Source organism: Flavobacteriaceae bacterium (genome assembly GCA_003443635.1).
Taxonomy (GTDB): Bacteria; Bacteroidota; Bacteroidia; order Flavobacteriales; family Flavobacteriaceae; genus AU392.
In genome coordinates this window covers 1,443,746-1,461,527 of sequence record CP031964.1, presented here as the reverse complement: position 1 = coordinate 1,461,527, position 17,782 = coordinate 1,443,746, and the positions used below count along the sequence as shown (strand labels likewise).

At 30.9% G+C, this 17,782-nt stretch carries 18 protein-coding genes; 13 read left to right on the top strand and 5 right to left on the bottom strand.

Going from position 1 to position 17,782, the window contains the following annotated elements:
* Window positions 1–8 precede the first annotated feature (8 nt).
* The 13 genes from D1817_06635 to D1817_06575 all read left to right on the top strand — a co-directional run bounded on the left by D1817_06635 (window position 9) and on the right by D1817_06575 (window position 12,937).
* On the top strand, window positions 9–614 hold the full coding sequence (locus D1817_06635; GenBank protein ID AXT19559.1) for a uridine kinase: 606 nt from the start codon (window positions 9–11) through the stop codon (window positions 612–614).
* Window positions 614–949, top strand: coding sequence for a septum formation initiator family protein (locus D1817_06630; GenBank protein ID AXT19558.1), 336 nt, complete (start codon window positions 614–616; stop codon window positions 947–949). The genes D1817_06635 and D1817_06630 overlap by 1 nt, the downstream gene beginning before the upstream one ends.
* The gene (locus D1817_06625) at window positions 942–2,309 is read left to right on the top strand and encodes a methylmalonyl-CoA mutase (protein ID AXT19557.1); all 1,368 of its coding nucleotides are present in this window, start codon (window positions 942–944) and stop codon (window positions 2,307–2,309) included. Before D1817_06630 ends, D1817_06625 begins: the two co-directional genes overlap by 8 nt.
* On the top strand, window positions 2,302–4,425 hold the full coding sequence (locus D1817_06620) for a methylmalonyl-CoA mutase (GenBank protein ID AXT19556.1): 2,124 nt from the start codon (window positions 2,302–2,304) through the stop codon (window positions 4,423–4,425). Before D1817_06625 ends, D1817_06620 begins: the two co-directional genes overlap by 8 nt.
* 89 nt (window positions 4,426–4,514) lie before the next feature.
* Window positions 4,515–5,966, top strand: a complete 1,452-nt coding sequence (locus tag D1817_06615; GenBank protein AXT19555.1) for a sodium/proline symporter — start codon at window positions 4,515–4,517, stop codon at window positions 5,964–5,966.
* Window positions 5,967–6,079: 113 nt separating this feature from the next.
* Window positions 6,080–7,237: a hypothetical protein gene (locus D1817_06610; protein ID AXT19554.1), complete on the top strand. Its 1,158-nt coding sequence runs from the start codon at window positions 6,080–6,082 to the stop codon at window positions 7,235–7,237.
* Window positions 7,238–7,314: 77 nt separating this feature from the next.
* A complete protein-coding gene (locus D1817_06605; GenBank protein ID AXT19553.1) occupies window positions 7,315–8,082 on the top strand; it encodes a ParA family protein in 768 nt (255 codons plus the stop codon).
* On the top strand, window positions 8,083–8,982 hold the full coding sequence (locus D1817_06600; protein ID AXT19552.1) for a ParB/RepB/Spo0J family partition protein: 900 nt from the start codon (window positions 8,083–8,085) through the stop codon (window positions 8,980–8,982). It abuts the gene before it with no gap.
* On the top strand, window positions 8,972–9,598 hold the full coding sequence (locus D1817_06595) for a hypothetical protein (GenBank protein AXT19551.1): 627 nt from the start codon (window positions 8,972–8,974) through the stop codon (window positions 9,596–9,598). The genes D1817_06600 and D1817_06595 overlap by 11 nt, the downstream gene beginning before the upstream one ends.
* An 8-nt stretch (window positions 9,599–9,606) precedes the next feature.
* Entirely contained in the window at window positions 9,607–10,311 is a 705-nt protein-coding gene (gene dapB, locus D1817_06590; GenBank protein AXT19550.1) for a 4-hydroxy-tetrahydrodipicolinate reductase, read from the top strand.
* A 64-nt stretch (window positions 10,312–10,375) separates the two neighbouring features.
* On the top strand, window positions 10,376–11,971 hold the full coding sequence (lepB, locus tag D1817_06585) for a signal peptidase I (protein ID AXT19549.1): 1,596 nt from the start codon (window positions 10,376–10,378) through the stop codon (window positions 11,969–11,971).
* 37 nt (window positions 11,972–12,008) lie between these two features.
* Window positions 12,009–12,629, top strand: coding sequence for a hypothetical protein (locus D1817_06580; GenBank protein ID AXT19548.1), 621 nt, complete (start codon window positions 12,009–12,011; stop codon window positions 12,627–12,629).
* Window positions 12,629–12,937 carry a hypothetical protein gene (locus tag D1817_06575; GenBank protein ID AXT19547.1) on the top strand — a complete coding sequence of 103 codons (309 nt, stop codon included), beginning with the start codon at window positions 12,629–12,631 and terminating at the stop codon, window positions 12,935–12,937. The genes D1817_06580 and D1817_06575 overlap by 1 nt, the downstream gene beginning before the upstream one ends.
* Here the strand turns inward: D1817_06575 and D1817_06570 are convergent.
* The 5 genes from D1817_06570 to D1817_06550 are packed head-to-tail and all read right to left on the bottom strand — an operon-like array spanning window position 12,926 to window position 17,771.
* Window positions 12,926–13,951 (bottom strand): endonuclease, encoded by a 1,026-nt coding sequence (locus tag D1817_06570; GenBank protein AXT19546.1) that lies wholly within the window; start codon window positions 13,949–13,951, stop codon window positions 12,926–12,928. The two genes, D1817_06575 and D1817_06570, sit on opposite strands and share 12 nt — an antisense overlap.
* 5 nt (window positions 13,952–13,956) lie before the next feature.
* Complete coding sequence (locus tag D1817_06565) at window positions 13,957–14,844, bottom strand: rhomboid family intramembrane serine protease (protein AXT19545.1); 888 nt, start codon at window positions 14,842–14,844, stop codon at window positions 13,957–13,959.
* A gap of 1 nt (window position 14,845) precedes the next feature.
* On the bottom strand, window positions 14,846–15,604 hold the full coding sequence (locus D1817_06560) for a rhomboid family intramembrane serine protease (protein AXT19544.1): 759 nt from the start codon (window positions 15,602–15,604) through the stop codon (window positions 14,846–14,848).
* A gap of 24 nt (window positions 15,605–15,628) precedes the next feature.
* Complete coding sequence (mutL, locus tag D1817_06555; protein AXT19543.1) at window positions 15,629–17,482, bottom strand: DNA mismatch repair endonuclease MutL; 1,854 nt, start codon at window positions 17,480–17,482, stop codon at window positions 15,629–15,631.
* A 7-nt stretch (window positions 17,483–17,489) separates the two neighbouring features.
* Window positions 17,490–17,771 carry a riboflavin synthase subunit beta gene (locus D1817_06550; protein ID AXT19542.1) on the bottom strand — a complete coding sequence of 94 codons (282 nt, stop codon included), beginning with the start codon at window positions 17,769–17,771 and terminating at the stop codon, window positions 17,490–17,492.
* Between the last annotated feature and the right edge of the window lie 11 nt (window positions 17,772–17,782).

Genomic DNA, 17,782 nt, shown 5'->3' with positions numbered 1-17,782 from the left:
TAAAACCAATGTTAGTTATAGGAATCACTGGTGGAACTGGTTGTGGTAAAACTACAATTGTAAATCAGATATTAAAAGAATTCCCTAAAAAGGAAGTTGGAGTGGTTTCGCAAGACGCATATTATAAAGATAATTCGCATTTAAGTTATAACGAACGTGTTAAAATTAATTTCGATCACCCAGATTCTATTGATTTTGATTTATTAGTAGAGCATCTCAAGGTTTTAAAAGCTGGAAAAGCTATTCATCAACCTGTATACTCGTTTGTAGAACATAATCGAACTAATAATACTATAAAAATACTTCCAAAAAAAGTAATGATTATTGAAGGTATTTTAGTCCTTACTAATCCTGATCTGAGAAATATGATCGATATTAAAGTTTATGTAAATACCGATAGCGATGAGCGCTTAATAAGGCGATTAAAACGTGATACTTCAGAGATAGGTCGAGATTTAGATGAAGTACTATCTCGATACCAAACTACATTAAAGCCAATGCATGAGCAATTTATTGAACCAACAAGAGATTATGCAGATATTATTATTCCAAACAACAAATACAACACTGGAGCAGTTAATATTTTAAGAACTATTATTAACGATCGTCTATAATGCTTAAATTTCCAAATAAATACAAACGTTTTTTAAAACCCTTTAAAAATTTATTCTTTTTAATATTTATTGTTTTTTCTGTTTGGATGCTCTTTTTTGATAGTAATTCTTGGTTTATTCATAATGAATTGAATGAAGATATTAAAGATTTAGAAGCAGAGAAAGCATATTATCAAAATGAAATTCAAAAAGATCAGAAAGACATAAAAAAATTAAGTAATGATAAAGGCATAGAGAAATATGGCCGTGAAAAATATCATATGAAGAAAGATAATGAAGAAATTTATATTATAGAATACGAAGATAGCATCAAAATTAAAAACGAGAATGAGTAAATCATTATTCAACGAATTTGAACCTGTTTCAATTAAAGCTTGGAAACAAAAAATACAATTAGATTTAAAAGGAGCTGATTATAATAACACATTAATTTGGAATTCTATTGAAGGAGTAGATGTAAAACCTTTTTATCATTTAGAAGATTTTAAACTATCTCAAGGTATCAAAACAGAAGCTTCAAAATGGGACGTATGTCAATCTATTTTTGTAGCAGATGTAGTAAAATCTAACATAAAAGCTATAGATATATTAAATAGAGGAGCTGAAAGTATTAAATTTATAATTCCATCAGAAGATATTTCTATTGATGAATTAATAAAGAATATCGATCTTACTTCTATTTCATTACATTTTGAACTTCAATTCCTTTCAGAAAGCTTTGTTAAACAATTAAATACAATTGCTGCAAAAGCAAAAATTTCTATTCATACAGATATTATTGGCAATTTAGCTAAATCAGGGAATTGGTATTCTAATTTAAAAGAAGATCACTCTAAATTCGAAACGATTGTAAAGCAAACTTTAAGCTTTGGTGTAGACATGTCTTTATATCAAAATGCTGGAGCAAACATTATTCAACAATTGACGTATGGACTAGCACATACAAACGAATATTTAAATCATCTTGATAACATCATTGCGAATGATGATAAGCAATCTCTTAAAGTAATTTTTAATACCTCTATTGGCACCAATTATTTCTTCGAAATTGCCAAGCTTAGAGCTTTAAGATTACTCTGGAACACTCTTGCTTCAGAATATAATATTAATACCGATTGCCACATTATAGCGGCCCCTACTAAACGAAATAAAACACTTTATGATTATAACACAAATATGTTGCGCACAACGACTGAGTGTATGAGTGCTATTTTAGGCGGTGCAAACACTGTTTGCAATTTATCTTATGATGCTATTTACCATAAAGATAACGAGTTTGGTGAGCGTATTTCACGTAATCAATTGCTTGTCCTAAAACATGAAAGTTATTTTGATAAAATTGATAATCCAGCAGATGGTGCTTATTATATTGAGGAGCTAACCCATCAGTTTGCTGAGAAAGCATTAGAGTTATTTAAAGATATTGAAACTAATGGTGGTTTTTTACAGCAACTTAAAGAAGGTACAATTCAGCGTAAAATAAAGGAAAGTGCTATAAAAGAACAAACATTATTTAATGACGGAGAGGAAGTATTATTGGGTACCAATAAACATCCAAACCCTAATGATAAAATGAAACACGATTTGGAATTATATCCATTTATAAAAATAAATACTCGAAAAACTTTAATAGAACCAATTATTGAAAAACGTTTAGCTGAAACTGTTGAACAAAAACGTTTAGATAATGAGTAGAAAAGATATTCAACATATAAATTTAAAAGGAGGAGCAGTAAAAAAAGAACAAGATCCAACAAGTTCATTTCTTACTGCTGAAGATATTGAGGTAAAACAAACTTACTCTAAAAGTGATATTGAAAATTTAGAACACCTCAACTTTGCAGCTGGACTTACTCCAAATTTACGTGGCCCATATAGCACAATGTATGTGCGCAGACCTTGGACAATTCGCCAATATGCTGGATTTTCTACAGCTGAAGAAAGTAATGCTTTTTATAGACGTAATTTAGCTGCTGGACAAAAGGGGTTATCTGTTGCGTTTGACTTAGCAACTCATCGTGGATATGATTCAGATCACGAGCGTGTCGTGGGAGATGTTGGAAAAGCTGGTGTAGCAATTGATTCGGTCGAGGATATGAAAATACTGTTTGATCAGATTCCTTTAGATAAGATGTCCGTATCTATGACAATGAATGGCGCTGTACTACCAATATTAGCATTTTATATTGTTGCAGCAGAAGAACAAGGCGTATCTCCTGAACAATTAGCTGGAACCATTCAAAATGATATTTTAAAAGAATTTATGGTTAGGAATACCTATATCTATCCTCCTACACCATCAATGAAAATTATTTCAGATATTTTTGAATATACCAGTAATTATATGCCTAAATTTAATAGCATTAGTATCTCTGGGTATCATATGCAAGAAGCTGGTGCAACTTGCGATATTGAATTAGCTTATACACTTGCCGATGGATTAGAATATATACGTAAAGGTCTTGAAGCAGGTATGGATATTGATACTTTTGCGCCTCGCCTATCTTTCTTTTGGGCAATTGGAATGAATCATTTTATGGAGATCGCTAAAATGCGTGCAGCACGTATGCTTTGGGCAAAATTGGTAAAACAATTCAATCCTAAAAATGAAAAATCATTAGCACTAAGAACACATTGTCAAACTTCGGGATGGAGTTTAACTGAACAAGATCCTTTTAATAATGTAGCCAGAACAACTATTGAGGCAGCCGCCGCAGCTTTTGGAGGTACGCAATCTTTACATACCAATGCTTTAGATGAAGCCATTGCATTGCCTACAGATTTTTCTGCACGTATTGCGAGAAATACACAAATATTTTTACAAGAAGAAACCAAAATTACAAAAACAGTCGACCCCTGGGCTGGAAGTTATTATGTAGAATCTTTAACAAACGATATCGCTCAAAAAGCTTGGTCTCTTATTGAAGAAGTTGAAGAGCTAGGTGGTATGACCAAAGCCATTGAAGCGGGAATACCAAAATTACGCATTGAAGAAGCTGCAGCTCGTAAACAAGCTCGAATAGATTCTGGGCAGGATGTTATTGTAGGAGTTAATAAATATAGGTTAGATGAAGAAGATCCGTTGCATATTTTAGAGGTCGATAACCAAACCGTTCGTAATTCACAAATAGAACGCTTAAATAGAATTAAAAGCGAAAGGGATTCTGATAAAGTAGAAACAGCATTATTAAAATTAACTGAAGCTGCTCGTTCAGGACAAGAAAATTTATTAGCTTTAGCTGTTAAAGCTGCTCGTGAGCGTGCCACCTTAGGAGAAATTAGTGATGCTCTTGAAGATGAATTTGGACGTTATAAAGCACAAATAAAATCATTTAGTGGAGTGTATAGTAAAGAAATAAAAGACGATAATTCCTTTAAAAAAGCCAGAGAGCTTGCAGATATTTTTGCAGAACAAGATGGTCGTCGACCTCGTATTATGATTGCCAAAATGGGACAAGATGGTCATGACCGCGGAGCTAAAGTAGTTGCAACAGGTTATGCTGATGTCGGTTTTGATGTAGATATTGGTCCTTTGTTTCAAACACCAGAAGAAGCTGCTAAACAAGCTGTAGAAAATGATGTTCATATTTTAGGAGTATCTTCTCTTGCGGCTGGACATAAAACATTAGTTCCTCAAGTTATAGAAGCTCTTAAAAGCTATGGTCGTGAAGATATTATGGTGATTGTAGGCGGAGTGATTCCAAAACAAGATTATCAATATCTATTTGATGCTGGTGCAGTAGCTGTATTTGGTCCAGGTACTAAAATTAGTGATGCAGCTATTAAAATTTTAGAAATCTTGATTGATTAATCTTTTTCAAATTTGTTACTATTGATAATTCTAAATGTTAAAGAATATCATTGTTTTACTATATTTAAAGCTTAATTTAAACACCTCCTATGGACAACCAACTGCAATTACTTATCGTTATGATCTCGTATATGTCTCTATTAATTTTGTGGGGCTTATATCAAGGTAGAAAAGTAAAATCTAGTGAAGATTATGCTATTGCAGGTCGTAATTTACCAGGATGGGTAGCAGCTTTATCTGAACGTGCTACAGGAGAATCATCATGGGCATTATTAGGTTTACCTGGCGCGGCATATGCCACTGGTTTGTTAGAAATATGGACAGCTATAGGTTGTGTCGCAGGTATTATTTTTGCATGGATTGTTTTGGCTTGGCGCTTAAGAGATGAAGCCGAAAAATATAAAATAAATACATTTACTGAATACTTATCTAAGCGACATGGTGATGTAGGTAAATGGATTCGCATTGTTGGAAGTTCAACCATTGTGTTTTTCTTTTTCTTTTATGTTGGCGCACAATTTTTAGGTGGTGGTAAAACATTACATACTATGTTTGATATAGACCCTAAATTAGGTATGCTAATTACTGCAACAATCATTGTTCCTTATACTATCTATGGTGGATTTAGAAGTGTTGTATACACTGATGTTATACAGGCTATTGTCATGATTATTGCACTTATTATAGGTCCAATTATGGGGTTTATATATATATCTAATCACCCTGAGTTATTTGCACAATCTATCTCCGGAGCTTTGCAAAAAGCGGGGCCAGAATATAATTCGATGTTAGGTGGCTTAAAAGGATTTGGAGCAGGTATCATTATTATGAGTGGTTTCTCTTGGTTTTTTGGTTATCTAGGAGGTCAACCGCAATTAAGCATGCGGTTTATGGCTATAAAGAACACTAAACAAGCCAAGCAAGCGCGAAATATTGGGGTACTTTGGACTATTATTGCGTACATAGGAGCACTATGTATTGGTTGGATAGGAATTGCAATTTTTGGACCCAATGGATTAGAAGACCGTGAATTTGTGATGCCTGCAGTAATTTTGGAGGTTTTTCCTCCTTTTATCGCTGCTATTTTAATTACTGGAGCAATTGCAGCAATGATATCTACAGCCGATTCACTACTTATTTTGTCTGCAACAGAACTTTCAGAAAACTTAATTAAACCACTATCAAAAAAAGAAATTAATCCTAAAAAGAGTTTATTAAGATCTAGAATAATCACAGCGCTTTTAGCTGTTATCGCTTTAGTAATTGCCTATATTTCTCCATCCGATTTAATATTTACACTAGTTTCTTATGTTTGGGCGGGTATTGGTGGTACTTTTTCTGTAGTGATTATGCTAACTCTCTTTTGGAAACGATTTCATGGTAAAGCTGCATTATTAACTATAATTATTGGAGTTTTATTTACAATTATATGGATAAGCACCGGGATGGAAGAAAAATATATTACTTCCAGAATATTAACATTTTTTGTAGCACTTTTGACGGCTTTTATTTCTACTTATAGTATTAAATCAAAAAAATAATTTTATTTTATTTTAAAAAGGAATGGTTTTTGTTAATTATCTTTCCGAAAAAGAAAAATAAAATAATAACTAAATTTACTCATCTTTAGTTATTTAATTAAAATTATTATGCTATGAAAAAAACACTTACCATCATTTTATTATCCATTTTTACTTTTACCAATGCTCAAAACTTTAATTACCCTGGGGAAATCTCTAGATCCAATGAAATTATTTCGGGGAATTTTTCTAATAAAGTAAATGCAAAAACCACATCTTTAACATTTAAAGCTACTAATTCAAATGAAATTATTAATGTATTAAATACTGCCAATCTCACATTAAAATATAACGGTAATAATAAAACTTACATTACAAAACAGGTAGATAAAACTATTAAAATTGCAGAAATTTTAGTGACTGGCAAAGCTTCTTTATATAAAGATGTAAATTCTACAAATTTTATTATTGAATCAAAAAAATCAGGACTGAAAGAATTAATAAGATATAAATCTTATGTTACATCTCGAGACAAAGCCAGAGGGATTTTAACTGTTTTTTTTGAAGATTGCCCTGATGTAAGAAGCTCATTAAACGGTAATCGTTTTACTTATAGTTCTATTAAAGAATATACTGAAAACTACAATCAATGTGCTGAGTATACTAATGAATATACATTCTCTGGTAGACAAATTAAAGATTTAGAATTTTCAAAGAAAAAAGGAATTATTAATGTAGAATTAGGGGCATCTTACCTTTCACAGCAAATTGAATTTGTTGTTCCAGGAACTACCAATGTCCCTTTTGATGAAAGTTTAAATACATTTTCAATTTTTGCGAATGTAAATTTTTCACCTTCTTATTTTAATGAACTTAGAAAAAAATTGTTTCTCGATATTGGACTAGGGTATAGTTTTCAAAGTGATGCCAGTATTAATGCTCTCTCAGTTGATAAAAATTCAATATTAGCATCTATAGGTCCAAGATATAATTTTTTACCTGAAGCTAAAGTCAACCCTTTTATCAGAACTAACTTTACTTTTAGTGTTGATTCTTATACTATTACAGAAAATATAGCTGGATCATTAAATGAATTAGGAGGAAACATAGACGAAACAAACACTGATCTTTCTGTTTCCATTGAAGCTGGTGTAACTATACAAAACTTTAGATTTTCTCTATCATTCACACCAAAATATTTTTCAAATTTAAGTCCATTCGAAGATAATAGATTAAGGGTTTCAAATCAAAACTTCGGGTTTAAAGCTGCTTACATATTAGGTAAAAAGTAATCCTTATATAGTTATAAATTTCATTTTTTAAACCCATAAATAATCGTATTTTTATCGCACTAAATCTATAAACGTTTATGGGCAAGATTATTGCTATCGCTAATCAAAAAGGAGGAGTTGGTAAAACCACAACTTCTGTAAACTTAGCAGCTTCACTTGGAGTTTTAGAGAAAAAAGTATTACTTATTGATGCTGACCCTCAAGCTAATGCTACATCTGGCCTAGGTATTGATGTAGATACAATACAGATAGGCACCTATCAGTTATTAGAACATACATGTACAGCAGAAGAAGCTATAATTTCTGCAAATACCCCTAATGTAGATATTATTCCTGCTCATATAGATTTGGTAGCAATAGAAATTGAACTTGTAGATAAAGAGCAGAGAGAATATATGCTTAAAAAAGCTATATCGCATTTAAAATCGTCTTATGATTATATATTAATAGATTGTGCTCCTTCTCTTGGATTACTTACTCTTAATGCATTGACTGCGTCAGATGCAGTTATTATACCAATACAATGTGAATATTTTGCTTTAGAAGGATTAGGTAAACTTTTAAATACTATTAAAAGTGTTCAAAAAATTCATAATCCAGAATTAGATATTGAAGGTTTATTATTAACCATGTACGATGCGCGTTTACGATTATCTAATCAAGTTGTTGAAGAAGTACAAAAGCATTTTAACGAAATGGTATTTCAAACTATTATTCAACGTAATGTCCGATTAGGAGAAGCACCTAGTTATGGTGAGAGCATTATTAATTATGATGTAAGTAGTAAAGGTGCTGCCAATTATTTAAGTTTGGCTAAGGAAATAATCACAAAAAATGGGATTTAGATGGCGAAAGCAACAAAAAAACAAGCTTTAGGAAGAGGGTTATCTGCATTATTACAGGATCCTAAAAATGATATTAAATCTGTACAAGATAAAAATGCAGATAAAGTTATAGGCAGTATTGTTGAATTAGATCTTAATCTTATAGAGGTCAACCCATTTCAACCTCGTACATCATTTAATGAAGAGTCACTTCGTGAATTAGCATCTTCTATAAAAGAACTTGGTGTTATACAACCTATTACTGTTAGAAAAACAGGGTTTAATAAATATCAATTAGTTTCTGGAGAACGCCGTTTTAGAGCTTCAAAATTAATTGGTTTAAAAACTGTTCCTGCATATATTCGTATTGCTAATGATCAAGAATCATTAGAAATGGCTTTAGTAGAAAATATTCAACGCCAAGATTTAGACCCTATAGAAATTGCATTGTCTTATCAGCGTTTAATTGATGAAATTAGCTTAACTCAAGAGCAAATGAGTGAGCGTGTTGGCAAAAAACGATCTACAATTTCCAATTACTTACGTTTATTAAAATTAGATCCCATCATACAAACAGGAATGCGAGATGGATTTATTTCGATGGGACATGGTAGAGCAATTATTAATATTGATGATCATATTAAACAATTGGACATATACGAAATTATCTTATCTAAAAAACTCTCTGTTAGAGAGACGGAATCTTTAGTTAGAAATTACCAACAAGAAAAAGTTGTTACAGCTCCTAAAACAGAAGAAACTCCAAAATATATAAAGAAAGGAATTAAAGAAATTTCAGAATACTTTGGTCATAAAATAGACGTTAAAATAGCAAAGAATGGTAGCGGTAAAATAACAATCCCTTTCCATTCTGAAGAAGATTTTAACCGAATTCAAAAACTAGTAAAAAGTGCAAAATAAATTTTTTATTATTTTAAGCATTTTCCTGCTTCCTTTTTTAGCTTCTGCTCAAGAAGAAAAACAAAATAAAGATGTTGAAGAGCAGTTAGATGATAAAAATATAATTGTAAAGGATCTTGATATAAAAAAAAGAAGGATAAATCCTTTAGCTCCTTCTAAAGCTGCTTTTTATTCTGCAATATTACCTGGTCTTGGTCAAGCTTATAATAAACAATATTGGAAAATCCCTATTGTTTATGCAGCTATTGGTACTGGTGTTGCATTTTACATTAGTAACAATAACGAATTTAATCGTTATCGAGATGCATTTAAAAGGCGTTTAGCTGGTTTTTCAGATGACGAATTTTTTGGAACAGATGCGAATGGAAACCCTCTAGCAACTCCTAGAATTTCGCAAGATGGCCTTATTAGAGCTCAAGATCAACTAAGTCGTAATAGAGATCTCGCATTAATAGTAACCATTGGTATTTATGCGTTAAACATTATAGAAGCTAATGTAAGTGCTCATTTATTAAGCTTTAATATTGATGAAAATCTAGCATTAAAGCCACATTTTAAGTTTGACGAACGCGATGCCACTACAAGTCTTGGATTAACTTTAGATTTTAAATTTTAAATATACAAATGAAAATAGCATTACTTGGGTATGGTAAAATGGGAAAAGTAATAGAGCAAATAGCTTTAGATCGTGGTCATACCATAGTATTAAAAATCGGTAGAGATGCTACAAATTATAATATAACTGATGCTGATATCGCTATAGATTTTAGCATCCCTAGTTCTGCAGTAGCTAATATTTCTAATTGTTTAAATCATAGTATTCCTATAGTTTCTGGTACTACAGGTTGGTTAGATAATTACGATGATATGGTAGCTTTATGCAATGAAAAGCAAGGTGGTTTTATATATGCTTCAAATTTTAGCTTGGGGGTAAATATCTTTTTTGAATTGAATAAAACTTTAGCAAAAATGATGAGTACTCTTAAGCAGTATAATGTGAGTATGGAAGAAATTCATCACACTCAAAAGCTAGATGCGCCAAGTGGGACAGCAATTACTCTTGCAGAAGGGATTATTGAAAACTCAGAATATAAGGATTGGTCATTAAGAACACAGGCAAAAACTAATTCAATACCTATTGAAGCCAAGCGTATTGAAAATGTGCCAGGTACTCACATTATAGATTATAATTCTGAGGTTGATAAAATCTCAATAGAGCATGTTGCTCATAGCAGAAATGGTTTTGCTTTAGGAGCAGTTATTGCAGCAGAATGGCTACTGGGAAAAACAGGAGTATATACAATGAATGATGTGTTAAATATTGGTTAATACCTTAGTAAGCTGTAACGCATAAAGCTGATCTATTACAAACTAACAACTAAAAATTACAATTATGACATTAATGCAGTGGTTTATATTTTTCTTAATAATTCAAGTTGTTCATGGTTTAGGAACTTGGAAATTATATCTAAAAGCTGGCAGACAAGCCTGGGAAGCTTTTATTCCTGTATATAATGCAATAGTTTTAATGAAAATTATTAATCGTTCGCCTTGGTGGACGATCTTATTATTTCTTCCTATAATTAACTTAATTATGTTTCCTGTAGTTTGGGTAGAAACTGCTAGAAGTTATGGTAAAAATACATACATAGATACATTTTTAGCTTTAATTACCCTAGGGTTTTATAACTATTATATAAATTATGTATTGAATGTTGAGTATATAAAAGACAGGAGTTTACAACCTAAAAGCTCATCTGGAGATTGGGTAAGCTCTATTTTATTTGCTATTGTAGCTGCAACTTTGGTACATACTTACTTTATGCAACCCTACGTGATTCCATCATCATCTCTAGAAAAGTCATTATTAGTTGGAGATTTCTTATTTGTTAGTAAATTTCATTATGGAGCAAGAGCACCTATGACTACTGTTGCAGCTCCTATGGTACATGATACTATTCCTGTACTTAAAAAGAAATCTTATCTTTTTGACGATAAAATTGAGAATAATAAAACATCATGGAAAAATAAATTACAACTTCCTTATTTAAGAATTCCAGGATTTGAAAAAATAGATCGTAATGAGATTGTAGTATTTAACCAACCTGCAGATACTCTGTTGGACATGAATAATTTCAATCCAGATAGAAATTACTATAAACCTATAGATAAAAAAACTAATCTTGTAAAACGTTGTGTTGGTATTCCTGGAGATTCTTTAGAAATTCGCAATGGTTATGTATATATAAATGGTGTTAAAAATGAGTTACCAGATAGAGCGCATCTACAATTTTCATATATAGTAGAAACAAAAAATGGAAGATTCAATAATTCTCAATTAGCTAATAGATATAATATCACAGATTTCCCAAACTATAATCAAAATAGTTCTGTTGCTTTATTTCCTGCAATTTCTGATGAAAGTTTTAATAGGTTTAAAAATCATCCTAATGTTGCATCTATCAAATTATTTAAAAATGAAAAAGGAAAAAGAGAATCTTCAATATTTCCTCACGATCCAGAGTATAAATGGAATAGTGATTTCTTTGGTCCTGTTTACATTCCTAAAGCAGGAACTACTGTTGATATTAACGTAGATGTTTTACCTCTTTACAAACGCGTAATTACCGAATACGAAGGCAATAAACTTCAAGTAAAAGGAAATCAAATTTACATTAATGATGAGTTGACAACTACATATACTTTTACTCAAGATTATTATTGGATGATGGGAGATAATCGTAATAACTCAATAGATGCCAGATTTTGGGGATTTGTACCTTTTAGCCATGTGGTTGGTAAGCCTGTATTTATCTGGATGAGTATTGATGGTATTAATGACGGTATAGGAAATTGGAAAATACGTTGGGATCGTGTGTTTACTACAGTACATGGTAATGGCGAACGCACTTCATATTTAATTCCGTTTTTAGCAGCTTTATTAGCAATATTCGGATATAAAAAATGGCGTAAACGTAAAAAAGCGTAATTTAAATTCTTGCTTTTGCAGGAGTGAAAGTAGATAAATGAACATCCTTTTACATCCAACATATTTCCCTAACATTAGTCATTTTACAGCTATTGCAAAGGCAAAAACACTTGTTTTTGAAGTTTTTGATAATTATCAAAAGCAAACCTACAGAAATCGAACTTATATTTATGGAGCTAATGGAAAACTAGCTTTAAACATTCCTATAAGTCATACGCATAAAAACCGTCAACTTTATAAAGATGTTAAGATTGTAAATGACACTTATTGGCAATCACAGCATTGGAAATCTTTGCAAAGTGCGTATAGAACATCACCTTATTTTGAATACTATGAAGACGAATTAGCATCGTTATTTCATAAAAAATATAATTATATTTTAGATTTTAATTTTGAATGCATTGATCGGATTTTAGAATGCTTGCAATTAGAGATTCCATATCAGAAATCAACAGTTTACAAAACTGAAGTTTCAGATAGTATTGATCTACGTTATCTTGCTAATGTTAGAAAAGAAAAAGCAGCTTTATTTACACCTTATACACAAGTTTTTGAATCTAAACACGGTTTTATAAATAATCTTAGTATTTTAGATTTACTCTTCAATGAAGGTACTAATGCATTCCAATATTTAGAAACTCAAAACTTACCCTTATAATGCTTCAATCAGCATTACATTATGGTGTTCATTTTATTGTACCTATAATTATTGCATTACTATTTTATAAAAATAAATTTATTATTGCGCTAATTATAATGCTCTCTACAATGCTTATTGATTTAGATCATTTATTAGCAACTCCTATTTTTGATGCTAATAGATGTAGTATTAATTTCCACCCTCTACATTCAAGTATTGCAATAACTTTATATATAATATTACTAATCCCCAAAAAAACACGATTATTAGGTATCGGATTATGCATTCATATTTTAGCAGACAGTATAGATTGTTTATTTATGTAAACTTACTTTAGCCATTATTGGATAGTGATCCGACAATTTCTTCTTGTAGGTTTTAAAACTATTAACAGAATAAGATGGATCTGTAAGTATAAAATCGATACGTGTTGGGAAGTATTTAAAATCAAATGTACGTCCAAAACCATTTCCAGCTTCTTGAAAAGCATCTTTTAAATCACCTTTAATTTTATCGTACACATACGAGTATGGAGTATTATTAAAATCTCCGCACACAATAACTCTATAAGGAGATTTACTTTTATGCTTAATAAATAATTCGGCTTGAGATTGTTGTATTTCAAAAGCATCACTTATATGCTCGATAAGCACATCAGAGTTTTCCATTTGTAATTGTTCTAGATCTGATTGAATACGTAAAGATTGTAGATGAACATTATATATACGTAAGGTATCTTCATCTTTAACAATATCCGCATAGATTGCATTGTTGGCTGTACTGGGAAACTTTACAGAACCTGAATCTATAATTGGGTATTTTGAAAAAATAGCTTGACCATATTTAATTCGAGAACCTGAGAGTGATTCGTATTTATATTTATAAAATGATAAATCAACATCTGCGTGTGGATGGTATTCTTGAAAACTAATTATTTCTGGCGCAGCTTCTTTTATAAGGTTTACAATCTCTTTTTGCGTATTGTTACTTGGTATCCAATTATATAAATTAAACAAGCGCACATTATAATTCATCAATGAAATATTATCAGTGCTTTCAATATCTTTAGAAGAAGAAAATTTATATAAAGATGTAACATATTTAGAACCTATAATTAATACAATTAGAGATATTAGTAAGTGTTTTTTAACTTTAAGAAGCCAATAAATTAAGAACAGAATATTTAATACAATAAGTAACGGTACACCAAGGCTTAAAACAGATAGAAATGCAAAATTTTTAGGTTGTACATAAGGTAATACATAAGAAAACAATAGCATTATAGCTATAAATAAATTGAAGAAAAACACTAATTTGTCTAAAGTATTTAACTTCTTCATATAATTTACTTTTTTCCAGCCTTAAACAAAAACGCTTTTTCATCTTCATTTAAACTATCATAGCCACTTTTACTGATTTTATCGAGTATTATATCAATACGTTTCTGAGTATTAAACTCATCAAACTCTTGTTTAGTATGCCCTGCATAAGTTTTCTTCTTACTCTTTTTATGTACAGTCTTTAATTTTGTTTTTGATTTTTTAGAGAATAAACTTGTTATACTATCCATTAAACGCTCAAATCCTTTTCCTATATCTATTCCTTTTTTTAATTGAATTGCATAAAAATATCCTAAAAGAGCTCCACCTAAATGAGCAATATTACCACCCTGATTATCACCAAACAAACCCACTATATCTAAAAAAACTAATGCAATACCTACGTACATTAATTTAAAACGTATAGTCGCAAAACCAACTTCTTTATTTGGCATGTATGCACATAAAAAAATTAAAGCAGCACGTACACCTGCTGATGCGCCAACTAAAGCACCAACATTACTTAAAAATCCATTTGGAAATAATGCATATATTAAAATAAAAGTAAGGCCTCCAGTTATAATACCTAAAAAATAAACATTCAATGCTATTTTTATACTAAATAAATTTGAAAACGATCTCCCAACAAAATACAATACAAGCATATTAAAAAAGAGATGCCAAAACTCAAAATGTGTAAATCCATATGTAATAATAGACCATGGTTTACCAATAAATTCAGAAAAAGTATTAGGTAACTCTAACCAGCTTAAACTTTCAGATCTAAAAACATTAGTTTGTGTAGTTGCAAGCAACCAACCAATAAAGTAAACTACAACATTGATTGCTATAATTTTTTCAAAAGTAGTAAGACGTTTCAACTTGTCTTGTATGTCTTGCGTAAGTGATGTCATTTTAATTCCAACGATGTTTATTAAATTGGTTTTTCTTCCAATACCACATGATTAAAAATCCAGTAATTGCACCACCAACATGAGCCATATATGCCGTATTACTTGGGCTAAAAAATGATTGTCCAGAAATTGCAGAAATAACATCTAAAAGAATAATTCCTGGAATAAAATACTTTGCTTTTATAGGAATTGGCAAAAAGATCATCATCAGTTTTGCTTCTGGGTTCATCATACCAAATGCAGCTAAAATTCCCATAATACAACCTGACGCACCTACCATTGATGCATTAAACACTCCTACAAAACTTTGTAATTGTTGCTGAGATAATATTCTTTCCCATCTTCTATCATAAGTGTTTACATTAGATGATAGAGTATCTATTATTTGTCCCTGATCAAAACCTCCACTAGTTAATAGATCCATTCCTGAGTAGAATTTAAAATAATAATATCCTAATTGAAAAAGAACAGCTCCTAACCCTGCTGAAATATAAATAAATAAAAAATTCTTACTTCCTAAACGTTGTTCTACTGCTGTCCCAAACATCCATAATGCAAACATATTAAACAAAATATGTGTTGGACTTCCATGCATAAACATATGTGTAAAGATCTGCCAAGGTTGAAATAAATCATTTTTTGGAAAATATAGCGCAAACCATTGGTAAAACAATTCTCCATTTCCTATAGAAATAGTACCAATAAACATAACCACGTTAATGATTAATAAGTGTTTTACCGTATCTGTAATTCTCATCATTCTTTATTGAATTTTCGAGGTGTCTTAATTAAATTTTTTATCAATATCCTCAACACGCATTGTTACAAATGTTGATTTATTTGTTGGTGAAATATTAGGTTCTTTACAAGCAAATAAACTATTCACCAAATGTTCTTGCTCTTCATTAGTTAGTCGTTGCCCTGTTTTTATTGCTAAGCTTCTTGCTAATGATTTTGCTAGCAAATCGGTTTGACTAAAATTACTATCAGGCACTTCATTTTCTACATCACTAATTAACTGTTCCAAAATAGAAGATACACTAGCTTCAACCATATTAATTGGTACTCCTGAAAATTCAACCACTCCATCTTTTAATTTAGAAAACACAAATCCTGTTTGCTCTAACTGATCTTTTAAATTTTGTAGTAATTCTATTTCAGTATTAGAAAATTCTAAACGTACAGGAAACAACAATTGCTGACTTACAGCTTCTTTAACGGTAATATCTTGTAAAAATTCTTCATATAAGACACGTTGATGTGCTCGATGTTGATCAATAATTAATATTCCCGATTTTATGGTGTTAACAATGTATTTGTTATGTAATTGAAATGTATTTTGAGCTGAAGGTGATTGATTGTCATCAAAAAATGAAGGGGTAACAGTATCGCTTTCAAACTGCATTTCACTAAACTCACCTTGTGAGAGATTGCTTTTAGATTCTAATCCTACATACAAGCTTTCCCAACCTGTTGTTGGTTCTTTCTTATAAATTACGCCATGTGATAACTTTGAACTTGTTTTTTCTTCTTTAAAAGGATTAAAACTTCTATCAACTTCTACATTAGGAACATTTCCGTCTTTATTCTTAAAATCATAAGGCGTATCAAGATTTTTATCTCTTTCAAAATCTAAAACAGGAGCAATACTAAACTGTCCTAAACTATGCTTAACAGCTGCTCTTAAAATAGCATATAATGTATGTTCATCATCAAACTTAATTTCAGTTTTTGTAGGATGAATATTAATATCTATTGTTTTAGGGTCTACTTGCAGGTATAAAAAATAACTTGCATGTGTACCGTTTCTTAATAAGCCATCAAAAGCTGAGTTTATAGCATGATTTAAATACTGGCTTTTAATAAAACGATTATTTACAAAAAAGAATTGCTCACCTCTTGTTTTTTTAGCAAACTCAGGTTTACCAATAAACCCTTCGACTTTTAAGATTTCTGTAGATTCTTCAACTGGCACTAATTTTTCGTTTGTTTTACCTCCAAAAATATTAACAATACGTTGCCTATTATTGCTTACAGGAAGATTAAATAGCTCACTTCCGTTATGATACATCGAAAAACTAATTTTCGGATGTGCTAAAGTAACACGATGAAACTCATCAATGATATGGCGTGTTTCTACAGTGTTTGATTTTAAAAAATTACGTCGTGCAGGAATATTAAAAAACAGATTTTTAACAGCCAGAGAAGTTCCTCTTGGAGTAGCTATTACATCTTGACTCACAACTTCACTCCCTTCTATATTAATATGAGTTCCTACTTCATCTTGTTCTTGTTTTGTTTTTAACTCTACATGAGCAATTGCTGCTATACTAGCCAATGCTTCACCTCGAAAACCTTTGGTATGAAGGTTAAATAAATCTTCTGCAGTTTTTATTTTTGAAGTAGCATGACGCTCAAAACTTAACCGAGCATCAGTAGCGCTCATTCCCTTTCCATCATCTATAACTTGGATTAAGGTTTTACCTGCATCTTTAATAATAAGTTTAATAGTATTTGCACCTGCATCAATGGCATTTTCTAAAAGCTCTTTAACTACAGAGGCTGGTCGTTGTACCACTTCTCCCGCTGCTATCTGATTAGCAACGTGATCTGGTAATAATTGTATAATATCTGCCATTATGGGTTTAGAAGAAAATAGACAAATCGAAATCTATTACAAACAAAAATATCAATACTAGTGCTGCAACTATAATTAATATACGTCTGTTGGCTTCTCTATCTGGCTCTTCTTTTAATTCATCTAAAGCGTTATTAATTTTTGTTTTAATTCCTGATTTCCCACCTACAGTCTTTCTATAACTATCAAACTTATGTTTGATCTCAAAAGGGCTGCCATCACTATCACTCTTATAATAGCGAGGAGTGTAATTAAATCTTTTGTTTTTACGTGTTTTTAAAATACCCATAATTTCTTCTA

What these genes read in the sequence shown, in the direction of transcription:
- D1817_06635 (AXT19559.1), top strand. Translation starts at nt 9, where the DNA reads ATGTTAGTTATAGGAATCACTGGTGGAACTGGTTGTGGTAAAACTACA.
- D1817_06630 (AXT19558.1), top strand. Translation starts at nt 614, where the DNA reads ATGCTTAAATTTCCAAATAAATACAAACGTTTTTTAAAACCCTTTAAA.
- D1817_06625 (AXT19557.1), top strand. Translation starts at nt 942, where the DNA reads ATGAGTAAATCATTATTCAACGAATTTGAACCTGTTTCAATTAAAGCT.
- D1817_06620 (AXT19556.1), top strand. Translation starts at nt 2,302, where the DNA reads ATGAGTAGAAAAGATATTCAACATATAAATTTAAAAGGAGGAGCAGTA.
- D1817_06615 (AXT19555.1), top strand. Translation starts at nt 4,515, where the DNA reads ATGGACAACCAACTGCAATTACTTATCGTTATGATCTCGTATATGTCT.
- D1817_06610 (AXT19554.1), top strand. Translation starts at nt 6,080, where the DNA reads ATGAAAAAAACACTTACCATCATTTTATTATCCATTTTTACTTTTACC.
- D1817_06605 (AXT19553.1), top strand. Translation starts at nt 7,315, where the DNA reads ATGGGCAAGATTATTGCTATCGCTAATCAAAAAGGAGGAGTTGGTAAA.
- D1817_06600 (AXT19552.1), top strand. Translation starts at nt 8,083, where the DNA reads ATGGCGAAAGCAACAAAAAAACAAGCTTTAGGAAGAGGGTTATCTGCA.
- dapB (AXT19550.1), top strand. Translation starts at nt 9,607, where the DNA reads ATGAAAATAGCATTACTTGGGTATGGTAAAATGGGAAAAGTAATAGAG.
- lepB (AXT19549.1), top strand. Translation starts at nt 10,376, where the DNA reads ATGACATTAATGCAGTGGTTTATATTTTTCTTAATAATTCAAGTTGTT.
- D1817_06580 (AXT19548.1), top strand. Translation starts at nt 12,009, where the DNA reads ATGAACATCCTTTTACATCCAACATATTTCCCTAACATTAGTCATTTT.
- D1817_06575 (AXT19547.1), top strand. Translation starts at nt 12,629, where the DNA reads ATGCTTCAATCAGCATTACATTATGGTGTTCATTTTATTGTACCTATA.
- D1817_06570 (AXT19546.1), bottom strand. Translation starts at nt 13,951, where the DNA reads ATGAAGAAGTTAAATACTTTAGACAAATTAGTGTTTTTCTTCAATTTA.
- D1817_06565 (AXT19545.1), bottom strand. Translation starts at nt 14,844, where the DNA reads ATGACATCACTTACGCAAGACATACAAGACAAGTTGAAACGTCTTACT.
- D1817_06560 (AXT19544.1), bottom strand. Translation starts at nt 15,604, where the DNA reads ATGATGAGAATTACAGATACGGTAAAACACTTATTAATCATTAACGTG.
- mutL (AXT19543.1), bottom strand. Translation starts at nt 17,482, where the DNA reads ATGGCAGATATTATACAATTATTACCAGATCACGTTGCTAATCAGATA.
- D1817_06550 (AXT19542.1), bottom strand. Translation starts at nt 17,771, where the DNA reads ATGGGTATTTTAAAAACACGTAAAAACAAAAGATTTAATTACACTCCT.